14 protein-coding genes are annotated in these 20,536 nt (G+C 60.9%); 6 read left to right on the top strand and 8 right to left on the bottom strand.

Features of this window, described 5'->3' with window-relative positions:
- Positions 1 to 12: 12 nt before the first annotated feature.
- Positions 13 to 1,623 carry an EAL domain-containing protein gene (locus FJU30_RS10640; RefSeq protein WP_150434931.1) on the top strand — a complete coding sequence of 537 codons (1,611 nt, stop codon included), beginning with the start codon at positions 13 to 15 and terminating at the stop codon, positions 1,621 to 1,623.
- A gap of 81 nt (positions 1,624 to 1,704) precedes the next feature.
- Here the strand turns inward: FJU30_RS10640 and FJU30_RS10635 are convergent, their stop codons facing one another.
- From FJU30_RS10635 to FJU30_RS10605, 7 genes are all read right to left on the bottom strand, one after another.
- Positions 1,705 to 2,247, bottom strand: coding sequence for a hypothetical protein (locus FJU30_RS10635; protein ID WP_150434930.1), 543 nt, complete (start codon positions 2,245 to 2,247; stop codon positions 1,705 to 1,707).
- 183 nt (positions 2,248 to 2,430) lie between these two features.
- On the bottom strand, positions 2,431 to 4,818 hold the full coding sequence (locus FJU30_RS10630; RefSeq protein WP_150434929.1) for a glucose/quinate/shikimate family membrane-bound PQQ-dependent dehydrogenase: 2,388 nt from the start codon (positions 4,816 to 4,818) through the stop codon (positions 2,431 to 2,433).
- Between the two features lie 246 nt (positions 4,819 to 5,064).
- Positions 5,065 to 6,579: an ABC transporter substrate-binding protein gene (locus FJU30_RS10625; protein WP_150434928.1), complete on the bottom strand. Its 1,515-nt coding sequence runs from the start codon at positions 6,577 to 6,579 to the stop codon at positions 5,065 to 5,067.
- Complete coding sequence (locus FJU30_RS10620) at positions 6,560 to 7,600, bottom strand: ABC transporter ATP-binding protein (protein ID WP_150434927.1); 1,041 nt, start codon at positions 7,598 to 7,600, stop codon at positions 6,560 to 6,562. Before FJU30_RS10620 ends, FJU30_RS10625 begins: the two co-directional genes overlap by 20 nt.
- On the bottom strand, positions 7,594 to 8,601 hold the full coding sequence (locus FJU30_RS10615; RefSeq protein WP_150434926.1) for an ABC transporter ATP-binding protein: 1,008 nt from the start codon (positions 8,599 to 8,601) through the stop codon (positions 7,594 to 7,596). Before FJU30_RS10615 ends, FJU30_RS10620 begins: the two co-directional genes overlap by 7 nt.
- Positions 8,601 to 9,443: an ABC transporter permease gene (locus FJU30_RS10610; protein WP_150434925.1), complete on the bottom strand. Its 843-nt coding sequence runs from the start codon at positions 9,441 to 9,443 to the stop codon at positions 8,601 to 8,603. Before FJU30_RS10610 ends, FJU30_RS10615 begins: the two co-directional genes overlap by 1 nt.
- Positions 9,440 to 10,378, bottom strand: a complete 939-nt coding sequence (locus tag FJU30_RS10605) for an ABC transporter permease (RefSeq protein WP_150434924.1) — start codon at positions 10,376 to 10,378, stop codon at positions 9,440 to 9,442. Before FJU30_RS10605 ends, FJU30_RS10610 begins: the two co-directional genes overlap by 4 nt.
- A gap of 579 nt (positions 10,379 to 10,957) precedes the next feature.
- Here FJU30_RS10605 and FJU30_RS10600 point away from each other — a divergent pair.
- The 5 genes from FJU30_RS10600 (at position 10,958) to FJU30_RS10580 (ending at position 19,814) form a co-directional block, all read left to right on the top strand.
- Positions 10,958 to 11,722 (top strand): LuxR family transcriptional regulator, encoded by a 765-nt coding sequence (locus FJU30_RS10600; RefSeq protein WP_223881560.1) that lies wholly within the window; start codon positions 10,958 to 10,960, stop codon positions 11,720 to 11,722.
- Positions 11,723 to 11,812: 90 nt separating this feature from the next.
- The gene (locus FJU30_RS10595) at positions 11,813 to 12,709 is read left to right on the top strand and encodes a proline iminopeptidase-family hydrolase (protein ID WP_150434923.1); all 897 of its coding nucleotides are present in this window, start codon (positions 11,813 to 11,815) and stop codon (positions 12,707 to 12,709) included.
- 1,496 nt (positions 12,710 to 14,205) lie between these two features.
- The gene (locus tag FJU30_RS10590) at positions 14,206 to 15,327 is read left to right on the top strand and encodes an efflux RND transporter periplasmic adaptor subunit (protein WP_150434922.1); all 1,122 of its coding nucleotides are present in this window, start codon (positions 14,206 to 14,208) and stop codon (positions 15,325 to 15,327) included.
- Positions 15,327 to 18,437, top strand: coding sequence for an efflux RND transporter permease subunit (locus FJU30_RS10585; RefSeq protein ID WP_150434921.1), 3,111 nt, complete (start codon positions 15,327 to 15,329; stop codon positions 18,435 to 18,437). The genes FJU30_RS10590 and FJU30_RS10585 overlap by 1 nt, the downstream gene beginning before the upstream one ends.
- Positions 18,438 to 18,440: 3 nt before the next feature.
- Positions 18,441 to 19,814 carry an efflux transporter outer membrane subunit gene (locus tag FJU30_RS10580; protein WP_395858539.1) on the top strand — a complete coding sequence of 458 codons (1,374 nt, stop codon included), beginning with the start codon at positions 18,441 to 18,443 and terminating at the stop codon, positions 19,812 to 19,814.
- A 22-nt stretch (positions 19,815 to 19,836) separates the two neighbouring features.
- On the opposite strand, the gene urtE is transcribed toward FJU30_RS10580, so the two are convergent.
- Positions 19,837 to 20,535 (bottom strand): urea ABC transporter ATP-binding subunit UrtE, encoded by a 699-nt coding sequence (urtE, locus tag FJU30_RS10575; protein ID WP_150434920.1) that lies wholly within the window; start codon positions 20,533 to 20,535, stop codon positions 19,837 to 19,839.
- Position 20,536: the final 1 nt, after the last annotated feature.

The raw sequence follows: 20,536 nt of genomic DNA, 5'->3' as shown, positions 1-20,536 counted from the left end.
ATGGAGACGCCGATGGTTAAATCCACTCATGTACCGGCCGCGAAATACAGGTGGCTATCGCTCGCCGCCGCCGGTCTGCTGCCATTTCTGCTGGGAATGGCTTTCAGTTTTTACGACGCCAGCCAGGATGTGAAGCGGAACCTGAAAATGACCAACCAGGTGATCCTGCATCAGGCGGAAATCATCAGCCGGCAGGCCTGGGATATGGTCGCCACGCTGCAACCCTTCGAGGGGCAAGCCTGCAGCCAGCAGGTTTCATCCGATTTGCTGCGGCTGGGAACGCTGGCCGCCTATTTCCGTTCGCTGGGCCTGACCAAGGGGCCGTCAATGTACTGTTCCTCCGTCTCCGGCGACAGGCTGATGCCGTTATCCACGATCATTCAGCAACAACTGCCGTCGCCCCTGCCGGCGCAGTGGAATATTTCGCTGCCGCTGACTCACGGCGTGCTGGAGCGGCCGGCCGTGCTTTACGCCAGCAACAACGGCGCGACGTCGTACGGCGCGTTCGCCATCGTCGACGCGCAGTATTTGCTCGATTTTATGAGCGCCATGGGCAACGCCAGACCCTACTTTCTCACTATCCAGTTCGGCAACGGCTATCAGATACAGGAAGGCGGTAGGGTCGAGGACGATCATCCGTTTATCGCGCCGATGCACAATAAAACCGTGTCTAATATCTACCCTATCGTGGTCAGAGCGACGCTGCCGGCCTCCGCTTTTTTGCAGGAGTGGCGGCGCGCCTTCATCACTTTTTTGCCGCTGGCGCTGATCCTCGCCATCATTTTTGTCTCTATCGTACGCTCATGGCAACAGCGTAAAATGTCGCTGCGCGACGAACTGCGCAAAGGCATGCTGCACAACGAATTTGCCGCGCACTACCAGCCGATTTACGATATCGCCGCGCGCCGCTGCTGCGGCGTTGAGGTGCTGCTGCGCTGGTATCGCCCCGGCGGCAGGAGCATCAGCCCGGATGTGTTTATTCCCAGCGCCGAGGCCGAAGGCCTGATCATCCCGCTGACGCACCATCTGTTCGGACTGATGATCGAGGATATCCGCCACTGGCGGGTGCCGACGGGCTTTCATCTCGATATCAATATCGCCGCCGAACATATGCAGCATCCCGACTTTATTCAGGACATCCAGCGCTTGTCGGCCGCCCTGTCGCCTCATCAGTTCAAAATCACGCTGGAAATCACCGAACGCAGCCTGATAGTCAACCGGGATGATGTGGTGCGCAAACTGACCGAACTGCGCCGGCAGGGCTTTATTATCGCTATCGATGACTTCGGCACCGGCCACTGCTCCCTCTCCTACCTGCAAACGTTTCCGCTGGATTATCTCAAGATCGACAAGGCGTTTATCGGCACCATCGAATCGGCACACCACGATACGCCGGTACTCGACGCGATCGTCGGTCTGAGCCGCCGGCTGGCGCTGGATATGGTGGCCGAAGGGGTAAATACCCGGCACGAATACCGTTACCTGAAACAGAACGGGATTAACTATTTGCAAGGCTATCTGTATGCCCGGCCAATGAATAGCAAGAGTCTGATGACATGGCTGCGCAGGCGCGAACGGCGCCCGGTCTGTGACGCCGCCGGGCCGGCCGTTCTCGATCGGTAAACCGTCTCCGGCCGCCTGCCGTTTTATCCTCAACGCCGCAGAGAGTATATACAGGCCTGCGCGCGCAGACTGGCGCCGCGCTCAGGGCCGCAGAAACAGCGCACGGCAGGGATCGTCGGCAGCCACGTCGGCGCGCGCGCCATGCCACAGATCGTGCACGCGGAGAGCGCCGCGCCGATCGCGCGCCAGACAGAACTGCCCGGCGTAGCGCCGGTTCAGCGCGCCGCGGCTGCCCGCGCGCAGGAAGGCGTTTATGGTTACCGTATAGCGAATCCCCGCCTGCAGCGGCTGCGGAGACGTAATGAGCGTCTCGCCCGCCACCCGCTGGCCGTAAAGCAGGCACTCCCCTGCGCCCGTCGTGTACTCGCCGGGCGGCGGCGGCAGACCCGAGGCCCAGACGACCCGCGCCGGCCCGGCCGCGGCAACCGGATCGGCGGCAACGCTCACCCAGGCCAGCCGTAAGCGATAGCGACGGTTTTCCCCGTCAGGCTGCGGAGCAAAGCAGGGCTTGCCGTCCTTCTCGCCCACCGTTAGATCCAGCATCGACGATCGCGCCCATGGTCCGTCGGCGGGCAGAGCCGCAAGGGCGCAGAACAGCGAAAAAGCGCGCGACAGAGTTTTCATACCGTCCTCATTATTGCGGGCTGACTTCCCGCCGACCGCTGTGCCCGCCCGCACAGAGCCGTTTCCCCGCGAGGTTTTCGCGCCAGCCGTCATCCCCGCGCAAGCCGGGAACGCCAGCAGCCCGCGGCTGCCAGGGATGCCCGCCTGCGCGGGCGGGACGTTTTTCAGCGCCGGTCCGACAGGTTATTTCGCGTCCGGTAGCGCATAGGCGATGATGTAATCGCCCAGCTTCGTACCAAACGAACCGTGCCCGCCGGCGGCAATCACCACATACTGCTTACCGTCGACCTCATAGGTCATCGGCGTCGCCTGGCCGCCCGCCGGCAGGCGCGCCTGCCACAGCTGCTCGCCGTTGGTCACCTTAAAGGCGCGCAGATAGTTATCGGCCGTCGCGGCGATGAAAAATACGTTGCCGGCGGTGGAGACCGGCGCGCCGAGCATCGGCATCCCGACTTTGAACGGCAGCGGCAGCGGCGAGCTGTCGCGTACGGTACCGATGCGTTTTTTCCACACGATATCGTTGGTCTTCAGGTCGATTGCCGAAATATAGCCCCACGCGGGCTGCTTGCAGGGAATGCCCAGCGGCGAAAGAAACGCGTTCAGCTTCACGCCGAAAGGCACGCCGTACTGCGGCTGCACGCCAGATTCCGAACCGGTGCCGCCGGCGTCTTTCGCATCCGGCGCCGCCGGGTTGTCCGGGCCGCGCGGGATCAGCTGCGACACAAACGGCAGCGCCATCGGATTAGCCACGGCAATCTGTCGATCGGTATCCACCGAAATGCCGCCCCATTCGAACATGCCGAGGTTGCCGGGGAAGACCAGCGTCCCCTGTTCGGACGGCGGAGTAAACGGTCCTTCGTAACGCAGCCGGTGGAACATCACGCGGCACACCAGCTGGTCGTAAATCGTCGCGCCCCACATATCCTTACCGGCCAGATTCTCGCGCGGGCGGAAGCTGAGTTCGGAATAAGGCTGCGTGGGCGACAGCCGATCGCCTTTGGCCGCGCCCTGCGGCACCGGCGTTTCCGGCGCCGGCACGACCGTCTGACCGGTGCGGCGATCCAGCACGAAAATGTTGCCGGTTTTCGCCGGAACATACACCACCGGCCGCCGGTCGCCGTTCTCATCGCGAATGTCGGCCAGCGTCGGCTGAGCCGGCACGTCCATATCCCACAGATCGTGATGCACGGTCTGGTAGAACCAGACCAGCTTACCGGTCGTGGCGTTCAGCGCCAGCAGACCGCTGGCGAAACGCTCCATTTCCGGCGAGCGGTTGCCGCCCCAGATATCGGGCGTCGCGACGCCAATCGGCAGATAGACGATGTCCAACTGTTCATCATAGGCCGCCGGCGCCCAGGAGTTCGGCGAGTTCGGCGTGTAGAATTGTTGGCCGGTCGGGATGCGATTGGGATCTTTACTGCCGGTATCGAACGCCCACAGCAGCTGACCGCTGTTCACGTCAAATCCGCGGATCACCCCGGACGGTTCGCGGGTGGAGTAGTTATCGGTGACCGCGCCGGCCATAATAATCACCTTATCGGTAACGATCGGCGGCGAGGTCGGCTCATAAGCGCCGGCTCTGGCGAACGGCATATTGCTTTGCAAATTCAGCTTGCCGTGGTCGGCAAAGTCAGGACAAAGCGCGCCGCTTTGCGCATCCAGCGCGTACAGATGGCCGTCGTTAACCGGCAGAATAATGCGCCGGGCGCACAGCGTCGGCGCGGACTGAGCGGCATCGGCCTGCGACGCCTGCGGCGTTTCATGATAAGAAACGCCGCGACAGGTCACATGCTGGAACGACGGATCGGTTTTCAGCTGCGGATCGAAATGCCACTTTTCCTTACCGGTAGCGGCGTCCAGCGCGAACAGTTTCTGATGCGGCGTGCACAGATACAGAGTATCGCGAATTTTTATCGGCGTAACTTCGTCGGTAATTTCGCCCGGATCGTTGGCGGTTTTCACATCGCCGGTGCGGAACGTCCACGCTTGCTGCAGCTGGCCGACGTTTTGATCGTTGATCTGACTCAGCGGAGAATAACGCGTACCGGCCTGGGTGCGGCCGTAGGCCGGCCAGTCTCCGTCGGCGACGGGGGATTTATCCACGGCGGCGGCCGGCTCCCGACTCAGCGTGCCGTTAATCTCCTGCGGGTCGTTAAAGACGGCATAAATCAGCACCACGACGGTAAACGCCAGCGAGACCGTCAGCGCGCCGCGCGCCGCGCCGCTTTTCGCCGTCAGACCGCGATACACCAAAGGCAACGCGATCCACAGTCCGAAAAAGAAGGTGACGTCTAAGCGCGGCGTCAGCGCCCAGAAATCGGATCCCACTTCCCATAGCGCCCAGAGCGTGGTCGCCAGCAGAAAAACCGCGTATAGCAGCAGCGCGCCGGCGCGCCGCCGGTACAGCAGCCAGGCGGTGATCAGCATCGCCACGCCCGCGATCAGGTAGTACCAGGAACCGCGCAGAGTGGCCAGCCAGATACCGCCGGCCAGCAGGTACAGCCCGGTGCAGGCGGCAAATAGCACCGTGAGGATAATCAGAATGCGGGACAGCCCCGCTCGATTTTGCATTACATTACCTTACTCAAATTTAAAACCGTAATTTAAAGATTACGCCAAAATTTTAAAATATCCTCTTTTATTCACCCGCTTAGCGGAGCGGACAGGGCGCCGCAGCGCCTGTAACGCATTACGCGGCTTTATGACGGGCGAAGAGTCCATTAAGTGACGTCGTCACAAAAAGAGGAGAAAGAGCAGATAGCGCGAACAATCGCGGGGTAAAAAGCGGGATAGGTTTCCCCATCCCGCGAACAACGATTACTGTTTGACGGTGTCTTCCAGGAAGAAGCGACCTAACGGGTTCTGATAGAACCCCTGAATGTTTTTACGGCTGACATTACGATACGGGCTGTAATACAGATCGATCCAGTTCACGTCGGCCTTAGCCATTTTCTGCAGGTCGATGTAGATTTGCTCGCGTTTCTTCTCGTCCATTTCCACCCGCGCCGCAGCGACCAGCGCCTTCACCTTGTCATTGTGGTAGCGCGTCATGTAATTCATATTGGCGTCGTGGCCCAGCACAAAGGTGGTCTTCTGATCCGGATCGAGAATATCGTTGGTCCAGTACATCACGGAAATATCGTAGTCGCCGGATACCAGCATAGACCAGCTTTGGCTTGGGTCGACCTTCTGCAGATTAACCGTTACGCCGGCTTTCGCCAGCTGCTGCTGCAGCAGGATCGCGATCTGTTCATCGACTTCGTCGCCGGCATTGACCACGTAATTCAGCTTCAGATTGGCGGCCCCCGCCTCGGCCAGCATTTTTTTCGCTTTTTCCGGATCGTACGGGCGGCGCAGGTTATCGGCGTAGTGATACAGCGCGCCGGCCGGAATATAGGAGTTGGCCACCTGGCCGTAACCGAAGGTGACGGTTTTCACCACCGCGTCTTTATCAATGGCGAAATCCAGCGCCTGGCGCACCTCAGGCTTAGCCAGCGCGCCATGCTCATGATTGATCAGCAGATGGTCTTCGCGTGTGGACGGCTCCAGCTCAACCTGCAGGTTGGGATCTTTCTGCAGCGAGGCAATTCGCGAGAACGGCACGCTGATGGCGGCGTCGAGTTCGCCCGCCTGCACTTTCAGCATACGGGTGTTATCGTCAGGAATGGTCAGCCACTCCACGCCGTCCAGCTTAACGCGCGACGCCTGCCAGTAGCGGGGATTTTTCTCCAGCACCACCCGGTCGCCGCGCACCCACTCCTTGATGCTAAACGCGCCGGAGCCGACCGGTTTTTCGGCAAACGCCTCCTCGCCCATCTCCGTCAGCGCCTTCTTTGAAATGATCGATGCATTCGGCAGCGCCAGCTGCGATAAAAACGGCACCGACGGCTCTTTCAGCGTGATCACCAGCGTATGCGCATCCGGCGCCTCGACTTTATCCATGATCATAAACGGATCGCGCCACAGCGAGTTTTCGTCGTCGCGCAGACGCAGCAGACTGAACGCGGCGTCGCTGGCGCTCACCGGCGTACCGTCGGAAAATTTGGTCGCGCGGATTTTAAAGGTATACACCTTGCGGTCCGGCGAAATCGTCCAGCTTTCCGCCAGCGCCGGCTCCAGCGCCGTACCGCTCTTGTCCACCCACACCAGCCGATCGAGCACATTGGAGAATACCCAATTATCCTCGTTCTGCGTGGTTCTGATCGGATCAAAGCCCGTACTGTCCTCACGGCGTCCGATGGTTAATACCCCCGCCGCCTGCGCCATTTCACTCGCGACGCTGAGCGCCAGCAACAGCCCTGCGGCAGCGATCCTAACGTTTTTTCGCTTCATCAAACATTCCCTCATTTAACGGATAAATAGCTTCGTCGCCTGCGTCGTCCAGCACGCAGGCAAAAGCACGATCGGCAAGATGCCGGGTCGGCGGCGGCGCGCCGGTGCGACAGCCCGCCAGCGCGTAACCGCAGCGCGGATGAAAGGCGCAGCCGGACGGCATGGCCAGCGGACTGGGCAGCTCTCCGCTCAGCGGATTGGCCGGCAGCGGACGATCGGGATCAATTTCCGGGATCGCCGCCATCAGCGCGGCGGTATAGGGATGTCGCGGCCGGCTAAATACCGCGTCCACCGGGCCGCTCTCCACGATACGGCCGAGGTACATCACCGCCACGCGATCGCACAGGCTGCGCACAATCGCCAGATCGTGGGCGATAAACAAAATCGCCAGCCCCATCCGCTCGCGCAAATCCAGCAGCAGATTGATAATTTGTCCCTGGATCGATACGTCCAGCGCCGCCACGCATTCATCAGCGATGATCAAGCGCGGTTCCAGCGCCAGCGCGCGGGCGATCCCCGCACGCTGGCACTGACCGCCGCTCAGAGAGGCGGGCCGGCACGCGCCGTGTTCGGCGCGTAATCCCACCTGATTCAGTAAGGCGTTGACCCGCGCCGGAATCGCCGCTTTGCCGGCTTTACCGTGCACGCGCAGCACTTCGGCAATGCTTGCGCCAATGGTCTGCCGCGGGTTCAGAGAAGAGAACGGATCCTGAAAAATCATCGCCGTCTGGCGGCGCAGCCGGGCGATTGCCGGTTTCTGACCGCGCGTAACGGCCCGGCCGTCGAAACGTACCTGGCCGGCGACCGGCGCTTCAAGCTGCAGAATCGCGCGCCCCAGCGTGCTTTTGCCGCTGCCGGACTCGCCCACCAGACCGACGATCTCGCCGGCGTTAATTCGCAGGCTCACGCCGTTGACGGCGTGCAGCAGGCGTTTGCGGCGGCCGAATCCGCCGGCCGGAAAGGTCACGACCAGATCTTCGACCTCCAGCAGCGGAGCGCCGCCCGTTGACAGCGTTACCATGCTCCCTCCTCGCGCGCCGACTCGCCCGTGGGATTTAGCGCGCCCGTGGGGTGATGGCAGGCCGCGCCGTGCGTCGGGCTGTCGGCGGCGGTCTGCATCGCCGGCTGATGGCGGCGGCAGGCTTCGCTCGCCGCCTGACAGCGCGGATGAAAACGGCAGCCGGCGGGGAAATGCTCAGCCACCGGCGGCTGACCGCCAATAGTCGCCAGCCGGCCATGCGCGCCGCTGCTGGCCGGCTGGCAATCAATCAGCCCGCGGGTATAAGGATGCAGCGTGCGGCGCAGCACCTCGCGTTTGTCGCCAATCTCGCACAGCCGGCCGCCGTACAGCACGGCGATGCGATCGCAGGTTTGCGCCACCACGCCGAGATCGTGGGTAATCAGAATAATCGCCACGCCGAGCCGGTCGCGCAGATCGCTCAGCAGACGCAGGATCTGCATCTGCACCGTAACGTCCAGCGCGGTGGTGGGCTCATCGGCAATCAGGATGGCCGGCTCGGACGCCAGCGCCACCGCAATCATCGCCCGCTGACGCATCCCGCCGGAAAACTCATGCGGATAGTTGTGGACGCGGCGCGCGGGATCGGGAATACCGACCTGGCGCAGCAGTTCCACCGCATAGCTCAACGCCTCGCGCCTGCTGGCGCCAAAATGCAGACGGCGGCTTTCGGCGATCTGCGCGCCGATGGTCATCACCGGATTAAGATGACTGGCCGGGTTCTGGAAAATCATGCCGATTTCTCGCCCGCGCACGCTCGTCATTTGCCGTTCATTCAGCGCCAGCAGATCGCGCCCGTTGAGCTGAACGGCGCCGCCGGCAATGCGCAGCGCCTCCGCCGGCAGCAGGCGCATCAGCGCGCGGCAGGTAACGGTTTTACCCGAACCGCTTTCTCCCACCAGCCCCAGCATTTCGCCGTCGTTCAGCCGGAACGAGACGCCATCCACCAGCGCAATATCCTGCCGGTTAAGCACCGTCAGGCCGGAAATCGTCAGTAACGTCATCAGTGCGCCCCCAGCTTATCGCCCAGCCCGTCGGCCAGCAGGCTGAACCCCATGGCCAGCAGCACAATCGCCAGCCCGGGAAACGTCGTAATCCACCAGGCGGTGGTGATAAAACTCTGCCCTTCCGCCACCATCACGCCCCACTCCGCCACCGGCGGCTGCACGCCCAGACCGAGATAGCTCACCGCCGCGCCGTTAAGCAGCACCAGCACGCAATCGGACATGGCGAACACCAGCGAACCGGTCAGCGCGTTCGGCAGCAAATGGATAAAGATGATGCGGCTATGGCTAAAACCGAGACTGCGCGCCGCCAGCATAAAGTCGCGTTGTTTCAGGGTCAGCACCTGCGAACGCACCAGCCGGGCGTAGGACACCCAGCCCACCAGCGCCATGGAAATATAGAAACTGCCCAGCCCCGGGCCGAGAATGGCGATAATCGACAGCATCAGCACCAGCAGCGGAAACGCCAGCACGATGTCGATACAGCGCATCAGCAGCGCGTCCGCCGCGCCGCCGAGATAGCCGGAAAAGGCGCCGAGCGTGGTGCCGATAATAAACGGGAAAATCACGCCCAACAGACAGATTTGCAGGTCGATTCTGGCGCCCCAGATAACGCGCGAAAAAATATCCCGGCCAAAATTATCGGTGCCGAACAGATGCGCCGCGCCTGGCGGCAACAGGCTGGCGCCGGCGTCCTGCGCGATCGGGTCGAAGGGGGCGACCCAGGGCGCCAGCAGCGCCAGCGCGCCCCACAGCGCCAGAATCGTCAGGCCGGCATTCAGCGCGCAGTGCCGCGGCAGCCAGCGCCGGTTAAATGTGCGGATAGCCTGAGTCACGCTCATAGTTTCACCCTCGGATCCAGCGCGACGGTCAGCAGATCCGCCAGCAGATTGACCCCCACCGTCGCCAGGGCAAACACCAGCACCACGCCCTGCACCACCATATAGTCGCGGCTGAAAATCGCCTTAACCAGCAATTGTCCCATGCCGGGGATGGCGAACACGCTTTCGATCACCACCGAACTGCCAATCAGCCAGCCAATATTTACCGCCAGCAGATTGATGGTCGGCACCAGAGAATTCGGCATCACGTGGCGCCAGAAAATACGCGCTTCGGTCTGACCGCGCGCCCGGGCGGCGATGACGTAGTCGCTCTTCATCTCCATCAACAGGCTGGCGCGCAGGTTGCGCGTCAGTACGGCGGACAGCGCCAGCGCCACGGTCAGACAGGGCAGCACCATATGGTGCAGGCGATCCAGCCAGTCCCGGCCATAGCCCGAAACCGGAAACCAGCCGAGGTAAATGCTAAACAGCAGGATCATCATGATGCCGAGCCAAAAGGCCGGGAAGCCGAGGCCGGCGGTGGAAAACAGACGGATAAACCAATCGGCGAATTTCCCGCGCTGCCGGGCGGCCAGCGCGGACAGCGGCACGGTGAACAGAATGCTCAGCAGCACGCTGCCCACAATCAGCCACAGCGTCGGATCCAGGCGCGAATCGATCAGTTTCAGGGTGTCGACCTTATAGACGATCGATTTGCCCAATTCCCCCTGCAGCAGATTACGCAGGAAGTAGACGTACTGCAGCCAGAGCGGCTCATCCAGGCCATACTGGGCGCGAATGCGCGCCAGTGCGGCCGGCGTACTGCGCACGCCGAGCAGAATACGCGCCGGATCGCCGGGGATGGCGCGCACCATGGCAAACGTGATCACGCTGATGCCGAACAGCACCGGCAGCAGTTGCAGCGGACGAAATAATACGAAGCGGTAACGATGCATACATATTCCCTGTATCCCCACAGACGCGGCGGAAGGTCATCCAGACCGGGAAACATCTGCGGATCCTGATAAAAATGGCGAACAGCGGTTCTCAAACGCAGCCTGTTATCCAGTGCCAGGCCGGCGCCGCCTGATTTTTATTATGCCGGCGGTCATGAGTCCCCAACGCCGGCCCACTCCCGATTTCACAGGATGGCGCGGCACGCGCGGTAATATTACCACACTAATCAGGTTTAATTTATCGATACATAAATTAACCTGATGGAAAAGAATGAAAAATAGACAAAACCGACCGGTTTATATAAAGTTAATTCGGCTGGCAACCATTGAATCGTTAGCAAAATACTAGTTTTTCAAGGGTAAAAATACCAGCTTTTGTGTGGTTTCGATCGGGCTATAGCAAATTGACCCGTCATAATTCGCGCTGCGGCGTGACGGCGGCCGCGCCCGTGCCGGCAACAAAGCCACTGTGCCGACAACCTGAAGTATGGCGAATATCATTGCTCAACTCGCCTTATGGATTCATACCATTCGTCCCCGGATTTCTCGCCGGGACACACACGATAACGAGGGGTAATCATGGACCAGACTACTCAGCACGTTCCCATGCCGCTAACGGCTAATAAGGCTAACGATCTGGATAGCGCCTTTAATCAATTATTTCAGAAAACATCGCGCCTGGGTTTCGATGCGGTTATTTATGACTACACGCCGGTGCCGCGATCGCTGGAAGGTGAACTTATTACGCCGTCTCTGCTGCGTATGGATCACGTACCGGAAGATATGTTTACGCTGTGGAGCGAAAGCGGATATTACCAGGTGGACCCGGTGCAGCATGTCGCGCTGGAAAGCTGCGCGCCGTTTATCTGGTCATATCAACGGCCGGACCGCACCCCGCTGCGCGGCGTGATGAGCGAAGAGCATAAATGCGTTTCATATTATATGCGCGATAACGATATGCCGTGCGGCGCCACGGTGCCGATGCACTTGCCCAACGGCGGCTTCGTCACCGTAACCGGCATTCTGACCAGTTCCCATCAGGAGCGGGATATCGACGCCACGCTGGCGGACCTCAGTTTTATCGCCCATCGTTTCCAGCAGCAGGCCTTTCCGCTGTTTGACCAGCAGACCCTGGCCTGCAATTACGTACGGCTGACGAAGCGCGAGCGGGAATGCCTAGCGTGGTCCGCCGAAGGCCTGACGGCGAAACAGATTGCCCGTCATCTGCACCGCTCCGTCGCGACGGTCACGCTGCACCTGAATAACGCAGCGCACAAACTCGGCGCCGCTAATCGGGTTCAGGCGGTAGTCAACGCCATGCACTACCATTTGCTCGATAGTTAAAAAAATCTATCTTTTTTACTAGCTTTTCTCTTTCGCTGACGGGCACTATCCTTACGCCATGTTCAACAGAACAAGGAAGGACTCGTCTCCATGTACACCGTCAGCGAAGGCTTCGCGCCTTTTATCCAGTACCAGACCTGGTACCGAATCTGCGGCGATTTGCATAACGGAATGACGCCTCTGGTCATCGCCCACGGCGGGCCTGGCTGTACCCACGACTATGTTGACGCCTTTCGCGATATTGCGGAAACCGGTCGTCCGGTGATCCATTACGACCAGTTGGGCAACGGTCGCTCCACCCATTTGCCCGATAAACCGGCCGACTTCTGGCAGATACCGCTGTTTTTGGCCGAGCTGGATAACCTATTAAAACATCTTAATATTCAGGATAACTATGCGCTGCTGGGCCAGTCCTGGGGCGGTATGCTAACGGCGGAACACGCCGTCACGCGCCCGGCCGGTCTGAAAGCCATCGTCATCGCCAACTCGCCGGCCTCCATGCCGCTCTGGCTGAAAGCAGCGGCACAGCTGCGCGCCGGACTGCCCGCGGACGTACAGTCCTGCCTGCAGGAGCACGAAGCGGCCGGTACCGTAGACAGCGAGGCCTACCGTAGGGCATCGCATGTCTTCTACATGCGCCACGTGTGCCGCGTCGACCCCTGGCCGGCCGAGGTGAAACGGACCTTTGACGCCATCGACCAGGATCCGACCGTTTATCTGGCAATGAATGGTCCGACGGAGTTCCACGTCGTCGGCACCCTGAAAGACTGGAGCATCATTGAGCGGGTCGGAGCGATTAATGTACCGGCGCTGCTGATTTCCGGCCGTTACGATGAGGCCACGCCGGAAACGGTGCAGCCCTTCGCGGAAGGCATCGATGGCTCCGAATGGATTATTTTCGAACGCTCCAGCCACATGCCGCATGTGGAAGAACGTAAAGCGTGCATGCAAGCCGTCAGCGACTTCCTGCGGCGCAGAATTATATAAGAAAAAAGACTAACACCAGGGGGCGACGTTTCCGTCGCCATTATGAAAGACGCGCCGGCAAACCGGCCGGCGCGTTTCTTTTTTATTATCACGTTTCCCCAACCGCCATTGATACTCGTCATGCCTCAAACCGCAGGTGCGTTGACGGCGCCCGATTATTCGGCTCGTCCCCGGCTCTCCTCCCTGCGTACGGCGGCGGCGTTCAAATCCGCGCCGGACGGTTTATCCTCCCCGAACTGCCGGTAATAAGCTAAAAAGAACCAGCGCCTTGCGTTGTTCAAAAAATAATGTGCTATCCCGCGGACCGCATTATTCGCCCGGTTTTATATTAATATAAAGTCTCACCTCATGACGAAATACTTACACTACCCTTTCTTTATTATAACGCTTTATTGTCATGCGAGCGCGCATCCTTTCATATTATTGCCGGCTAATTCATTGATATAGCAACAACAAACGCCCCCGTCCCCCCCTATTTCTGCGCCATCCCCCCGGCCTTACGCTTCCTGTCAATAATACGTCAAAACAACGACATAAACTAAAAAACGCCGAAGTTAACTTACACTATATCCGTTGACAACCCGCGCAACTAAGATATATCTTAACTTCCGTTCAGCCAGCCGTATTCCTTTATCTTCTCTGGCCTAAATAATGCGAGTGCAGGACAAAACGTTATCGTTTTGAACCGCGCGGAGCGGTGGCCCATGATGGGCGAGGCGCAGGGGCAGGCCGGGCAACAAAGACAACGCATCTGCGGCGCCTGAAGCACGGCGAATATATCCGATAAAGATTAATCCGGGCAGGGTTATGAAATTATTCGTTCTATTATAAACCACGCCTATATTCAGCCCGGGCGCGGTTTATATACTGCTGACTTTTTTACAGGGAAAGGGGTAATCATCAGTAAAATGACGAATAACGGCAGAAAATAATTTACCCCTGACGCACAGGGCAGAAAATATATTGCTAATAAAAATGATGATCGACTAAGTCCGTCAGGCAAATTAAAACAGCGGGCGTTAGCCGATAATCCGCGACGCATTACGGATATCGGCGGGGCGCCTGAAAATCGCCAATCAGTATCAGAAAGTCATTACGCCGGCGAGGCCTTTCTGCACATGAGATAACGCCGATAAAGCTAAGCGAACGATGCGGCGCGGGTTCTGTCCATACACGGCCGGACGACTGTTATTTGCATAAATTCAGCGCTATGAACTTAAAAAAATCACCGCCACACCAGCATAAACACGAGGTTGCGGCCAGCGCCGCGCCAATGACCCAGGGAGAATGGATTTCCCCGCCCTGCTCCGCCATGCGGAGGCCATTTCACCCCCCCGCCCGTTGGCCGCCTTGCCATCATGCGCCGATTGCGCAGACGCACGGGTGATAACAACGAAGCAGATACGCATCGGGCAACGGTCCGTGAACGCCGAATGCCTGACTTGATTATTCACAGCGAATTACCGGTTTAATCTCACCGACTATGGGGCAATGCTATGCAGTTACGCATTTTATGTCTTTTTACTCTTCTCAGTTTAAGCGGCTGTGACAACGGCACGCAGCCAAAAAGCGAGGCCGGACCGACGGAGGTCGGCGTGGTGACGCTAAAACCGGCCGCGTTCACCCTGATGAGCGACCTCACCGGCCGGACGACGGCGACCCTGACCTCGGACGTGATTCCCCAGGTCGGCGGCATTATCCAGAAACGGTTGTTCACCGAAGGGGATGAAGTTAAGGCCGGCCAGCCGCTCTACCAGATCGACCCGTCCAGCTACCAAGCCGCCTACGATGAGGCCGCCGCCGCCGTGCAAAGCGCCAAAGCGCTGGTGCTGGCGGACTGCCAGAAGGCGAAGCGCTATGCCGTACTGGTTAAAGAACAGGGCGTCTCGCAACAGGATGCGGACGACGCCCGCGCCACCTGCGAACAGGACAAAGCCAGCGTACAGGAGAAAAACGCCGCGCAGGAAAGCGCGCGCATTAATCTGCGCTGGACCACGGTGACCGCCCCCATCGCCGGCCGTATCGGCATCTCTTCCGTCACGCCGGGCGCGCTGGTCACCGCTCAGCAAACCACCGCGCTGACCACCATCCGCGCGCTGGACTCGATGTATCTGGATCTGACCCGCTCCAGCGCCGATCTGCTGCGGCTGCGTAAACAGGCGCTGGCCGGCAACGGCGAGACGCTGAACGTGACGATGACGCTGGAAGACGGCTCGGTCTATCCGCACAAAGGGCGGCTGGAGCTGACGGAGGTGGCGGTCAATGCCTCGACCGGCTCGGTCACGCTGCGCGCGGTGTTTCCAAATCCCGAACATATTCTGCTGCCCGGCATGTTTGTGCGCGCCAGCGTCGACGAAGGAACGATCGAAAACGCCATCCTCGCGCCGCAGCAGGGTATTACGCACGATGTCAAAGGCAACGCCACCGCGCTGGTGGTCAACGCTAAAAACCAGGTCGAACGCCGCGGCGTGGAAACCGGTCAGGCCACCGGCGACCGCTGGCTGATCGTCAAGGGGCTGCAGGCCGGCGATCGTCTGCTGGTGGAAGGCAGCGATAAAGTCGCGCCGGGCAATACGGTAAAACCGGTGGAAGTATCAACCACGGGAGGCGCTGACTGATGTTTTCCCGTTTCTTTGTCCGCCGCCCGGTCTTCGCCTGGGTGATTGCCATCCTGATCATGCTGGCCGGCCTGATGGCCATCAACACGCTGCCGGTGGCGCAGTACCCCGATGTCGCGCCGCCGTCCGTGCGCATCAAGGCGACCTACACCGGCGCCTCCGCCCAAACGCTGGAAAACAGCGTGACCCAGGTGATCGAACAGCAGTTGACCGGTCTGGACAATCTGCTCTACTTCACCTCCACCAGCAGTTCGGACGGCGACGTCGACATTACGGTAACCTTTGAACAGGGCACCAACCCCGATACCGCTCAGGTCCAGGTGCAGAACAAGGTGCAGCAGGCCGAATCGCGTCTGCCGAGCGAGGTGCAGTCCGCCGGGATCACGGTGACGAAATCGCAGTCCAACTTCCTGCTGATTATGGCGCTGTATGACAAAAGCGATAAGGCGACCAGTTCGGACATCGCCGACTGGCTGGTCAGCAACCTGCAGGACCCGCTGGCGCGCGTCAGCGGCGTCGGCAGTCTGCGGGTGTTCGGCTCTGAATACGCGATCCGCATCTGGCTGGATCCCACCAAACTGGCGTCCTATAACCTGATGCCTTCGGACGTCGAGTCGGCGATCGAGGCGCAAAACATTCAGCTGTCCGCCGGCAAGATCGGCGCCGAACCCTCCCCGGCCGACCAACAGCTGACCGCCACCGTGCGCGCGCAGTCGCGGCTGCAAACGCCGGAAGAGTTCCGCAATATCATCGTCAAGAGCGAGTCGAACGGCGCCGTCGTGCGTATCAGCGACGTGGCGCGGGTCGAGCTGGGCAACGAGGACTACACCGCCAACTCGCGCCTGAACGGCCACCCGGCCGCCGGTATCGCCGTCATGCTGTCGCCCGGCGCCAACGCGCTGGATACCGCCGAACTGGTAAAAGCGAAGATCAACGAATACCGCGCCAGCATGCCGGAAGGCTACGATGTCGCCTACCCGAAAGACAGCACCGACTTCATCAAGATCTCGGTGCAGGACGTGGTCAAGACGCTGTTCGAAGCCATCGTGCTGGTGATTATCGTCATGTATCTGTTCCTGCAGAACCTGCGCGCGACGCTGATCCCGGCGCTGGCGGTGCCGGTCGTGCTGCTCGGGACATTCGGCGTACTGTCGCTATTCGGCTACTCCATCAATACCCTGACGCTGTTCGCCATGGTGCTGGCCATCGGCCTGTTGGTGGACGACGCCATCGTGGTGGTGGAGAACGTCGAGCGCATTATGCGCGACGAAGGGCTGTCGGCGCGCGCCGCCACCGAGAAATCGATGGGCGAGATTTCCGGCGCGCTGATCGCCATCGCGCTGGTGCTGTCCGCCGTGTTCCTGCCGATGACCTTTTTCGGCGGTTCGACCGGCGTGATCTATCGCCAGTTCTCGGTCACCATCATCTCCGCCATGGCGCTGTCGGTGGTGGTCGCCCTGACGCTGACCCCGGCGCTGTGCGGCTCGCTGCTTAAACACAGCAAACCGCACCAGAAGGGCTTTTTCGGCCGCTTCAACCGCTTCTACGCCCGCACCGAACAGGGCTACAGCCGGCGTATCTTTTCCGTGCTGCGCCGGCCGTTGATGATGCTCAGTCTGTTCGGCGCGCTGGTGGTGGTGATGGCCCTGCTGCTGTGGCGCCTGCCGGGCAGCTTCCTGCCCAACGAAGACCAGGGCGAGATCATGGTGCAGTACACCCTGCCGGCCGGCGCCACCGTCAACCGCACCAACGCCGTCAACCAACGCGTCACCTCCTGGTTCCTCAACGAAGAAAAGGACAACCTCAACGTCATCTTCACCATTACCGGCTTCAACTTCAGCGGCAGCGGTCAGAACGCCGGCATGGCCTTCGTTTCGCTGAAAAACTGGGATGACCGGCCCGGTAAGGAGAATACCGCGCAGGCCATCGCCAGCCGGGCGATGAAAGAGCTGTCCGTCATCCGCGATGCGCGGGTGTTCGCCACCACGCCGCCGTCCGTGCAGGGCATGGGGCAAACCAACGGCTTCACCTTCGAGCTGATGGCCGGCGGCGGCACCGACCGCGACACGCTGCTGAACATGCGCAGCGAACTGCTGAAGCTGGCCGGCGCCAGCCCTGAACTACAGTCGGTGCGCGCCAATGACCTGCCGCAAATGCCGCAGCTACAGGTCGATATCGACAATAATAAAGCCGTGGCGCTCGGGCTGTCGCTGTCCGACGTGACGGATACGCTCAGCAGCGCCTGGGGCGGCACCTATGTCAACGACTTCATCGATCGCGGCCGCGTCAAGAAGGTGTATATCCAGGCGGACGGCCAGTTCCGCGCCAAACCGTCGGATCTGGACAAATGGTTTGTACGCGGCAACGACGACGACAGCATGACGCCGTTTTCCGCCTTCGCCAGCACGCGCTGGACCTACGGGCCGGAAAGTCTGACGCGCTACAACGGCGCCGCCTCGTTCGAAATCACCGGCGAAAACGCCGACGGCGTCAGCTCCGGCACGGCGATGAGCAAGATGGAGGCGCTCGCCGGTCAGTTGCCGGCCGGCTCTACCTGGGCCTGGAGCGGACTGTCGCTGCAGGAAAAACTGGCCAGCGGGCAGGCGCTCAGCCTGTACGCCATTTCGATTCTGGTGGTGTTCCTCTGCCTGGCCGCGCTGTATGAAAGCTGGTCGGTGCCCTTCTCGGTGATCCTGATCATTCCGCTCGGGATATTCGGCGCCGCGCTGGCGGCCCTGCTGCGCGGATTAAGCAACGATGTCTACTTCCAGGTGGCGCTGTTGACCACCATCGGTCTGTCGTCGAAGAACGCCATTCTGATCGTCGAATTCGCCGAACTGGCGGTACGGGAAGGCCGCTCGCTCAGCTCGGCGGTTCTGTCGGCGGCCAAAACGCGTCTGCGCCCGATCATGATGACTTCGCTGGCGTTCATCGCCGGGGTGGTTCCGCTGGCGCTGGCCACCGGCGCCGGGGCCAACAGCCGCATCGCCATCGGTACCGGCATCATCGGCGGCACCCTGACGGCGACGCTGCTGGCGATCTTTTTCGTTCCGTTGTTCTTTGTCCTGGTGAAGCACTATTTCACCCGGCGTCATGCCGATCAGGAGTAATGCATGATTTACCGTATTAGTCTTCTTTCGTTATCCCTGCTGCTGGCCGGCTGTATTTCGCTGGACCCGGACTATCAGCGTCCGGCGGCGCCGGTGCCTGCCACCTGGCCTGGCGCGACGGCGCAGACGGACAACGGCGCGGTGCTGAGCGACTGGCAGCATATTATCAACGACGGCCGGCTGAAGAGCGTGGTGGAACGCGCGTTGGCCGGCAGCCGCGATCTGCAGGCCGCGATCGCCGATATCGAAGCGGCGCGCGCGCTGTACGGCGAAGAGCGCGCCAGTCTGTTGCCGACGTTGAGCGCCGATCTGAGCCACACGCGCAGCCGCACCGTCGACAGCGGCGTCGGCAGCAGCAGCGAGGCCCAGGGCGCCGTCAGCAGCTTCGAGATCGATCTGTTCGGCCGCAACCGCAGTCTGAGCAGAGCGGCGCGCGAAACCTGGCTGGCCAGCGAGGCCACCGCGCAAAATACCCGACTGACGCTGATTGCAGAAACCAGTACGGCCTGGATCACGCTGGCGGCGGACAAGAGCAATCTGCAACTGGCCAAAGACACCATGGCGAGCGCGGCCGATTCGCTGCGCATCACTCAGCGACGCCAGCAGGAAGGCGTGGCCGCCGCCACCGACGTCAGCGAGGCGATGACGGTTTATCAGCAGGCCAGAGCCAGCGTCGCCAGTTACCAGACGCTGGTGGCGCAGGACATCAACGCGCTGAATCTGCTGGTGGGCGAAACGGTGCCGGACAGCCTGCTGCCCGTTCCGCTCGATAACCTCGATCAGCAGGCGATCGTACTGGTGCCGGCCGGCGTCTCTTCATCGGTCTTGCTGCGGCGTCCGGATGTGCTGGAAGCGGAACATAATCTGAAGAGCGCCAACGCCGATATCGGCGCCGCGCGCGCCAACTTCTTCCCGACGCTGTCGCTGACCGCCAGCGCCGGCGTGGGCAGCGATTCGCTGTCCAGCCTGTTCAGCCACGGCGCCAACATCTGGTCGTTCGCGCCCAGCCTGACTCTGCCGCTGTTTTCCGGCGGCGCCAACGTGGCCCAGCTGCACTATGCGCAAGCGGAGAAAAAAGGGCTGATTGCGGCCTATGAGAAAGCGATTCAGACCGCATTCAGCGACGTGGCGAATGCGCTGGCGCGCCGCGAAACGCTGGCCGAACAGATGGACGCCCAACAGCAATATGTAGCGGCGGCGCAGCGCAGTTACGAGCTGGCGCAGCGCAGCTATCAGACCGGCATCGGCGACTACCTGAGCGTACTGACCGCACAGCGCACGCTGTGGTCGGCCCGTCAACAGCTGATCGCCCTGCGCCAGACCGACTTCGACAACCGCATCACGCTGTGGCAATCGCTGGGCGGCGGCATCGGCTAACGGCAGACGCGGGTATGGCTGGCTAAATCGCCACCAGCCCGCGCACGCCCTCCCGCTCCATATCCACGCCGCGTCCGCGCTGAACGATCTCGCCGCGCGACATCACCAGGTAACTATCCGCCAGTTCGGCGGCGAAGTCGTAGAACTGCTCCACCAACAGAATGGCCATATCGCCACGCTGCGCCAGCTGGCGGATCACCGCGCCGATCTCCTTAATCACCGACGGCTGGATACCCTCCGTCGGCTCATCAAGAATCAGCAGTTGCGGCCGGCAGGCCAGCGCGCGGCCGATCGCCAACTGCTGCTGCTGCCCGCCGGACAGATCGCCTCCGCGACGCTGTTTCATCTCCTTTAGCACCGGAAACAGCCGATAGATCTCCGCCGGCACCTGCTTCGCCTGCGCGGCGGGAAAGCGCGCCAGCCCGACCAGCAGGTTTTCCTCCACGGTCAGACGCGGAAAGATCTCGCGTCCCTGCGGGACATAGGCCATACCGGCCTGCACGCGCTGGTGCGGTTTGCGCGAATTGAGCAGATCGCCCTGCCAGCGGATACTGCCCGAACGAGCCGGGATCAGCCCCATCAGGCATTTCAGCAACGTGGTTTTCCCCACGCCGTTGCGCCCCAGCAGGCAGGTTATTTCTCCGGTTTTCGCTTCCAGCGACAGACCGCGCAGGATGTGGCTGCCGCCGTAATACTGATTAAGATCCGCTATCTGTAACATC

This window comes from Affinibrenneria salicis, assembly GCF_008710095.1.
Note: the sequence above shows the minus strand (reverse complement) of the source record. Positions and strands in the feature narration are given on the sequence as shown.

Bases quoted from the DNA above. Each gene is read 5' to 3' on its own strand.
- FJU30_RS10600 (WP_223881560.1), top strand. From the start codon at position 10,958: ATGGACCAGACTACTCAGCACGTTCCCATGCCGCTAACGGCTAATAAG.
- FJU30_RS10625 (WP_150434928.1), bottom strand. From the start codon at position 6,579: ATGAAGCGAAAAAACGTTAGGATCGCTGCCGCAGGGCTGTTGCTGGCG.
- FJU30_RS10620 (WP_150434927.1), bottom strand. From the start codon at position 7,600: ATGGTAACGCTGTCAACGGGCGGCGCTCCGCTGCTGGAGGTCGAAGAT.
- FJU30_RS10640 (WP_150434931.1), top strand. From the start codon at position 13: ATGGTTAAATCCACTCATGTACCGGCCGCGAAATACAGGTGGCTATCG.
- FJU30_RS10615 (WP_150434926.1), bottom strand. From the start codon at position 8,601: ATGACGTTACTGACGATTTCCGGCCTGACGGTGCTTAACCGGCAGGAT.
- FJU30_RS10590 (WP_150434922.1), top strand. From the start codon at position 14,206: ATGCAGTTACGCATTTTATGTCTTTTTACTCTTCTCAGTTTAAGCGGC.
- FJU30_RS10610 (WP_150434925.1), bottom strand. From the start codon at position 9,443: ATGAGCGTGACTCAGGCTATCCGCACATTTAACCGGCGCTGGCTGCCG.
- FJU30_RS10635 (WP_150434930.1), bottom strand. From the start codon at position 2,247: ATGAAAACTCTGTCGCGCGCTTTTTCGCTGTTCTGCGCCCTTGCGGCT.
- FJU30_RS10595 (WP_150434923.1), top strand. From the start codon at position 11,813: ATGTACACCGTCAGCGAAGGCTTCGCGCCTTTTATCCAGTACCAGACC.
- FJU30_RS10585 (WP_150434921.1), top strand. From the start codon at position 15,327: ATGTTTTCCCGTTTCTTTGTCCGCCGCCCGGTCTTCGCCTGGGTGATT.
- urtE (WP_150434920.1), bottom strand. From the start codon at position 20,535: ATGTTACAGATAGCGGATCTTAATCAGTATTACGGCGGCAGCCACATC.
- FJU30_RS10630 (WP_150434929.1), bottom strand. From the start codon at position 4,818: ATGCAAAATCGAGCGGGGCTGTCCCGCATTCTGATTATCCTCACGGTG.
- FJU30_RS10580 (WP_395858539.1), top strand. From the start codon at position 18,441: ATGATTTACCGTATTAGTCTTCTTTCGTTATCCCTGCTGCTGGCCGGC.
- FJU30_RS10605 (WP_150434924.1), bottom strand. From the start codon at position 10,378: ATGCATCGTTACCGCTTCGTATTATTTCGTCCGCTGCAACTGCTGCCG.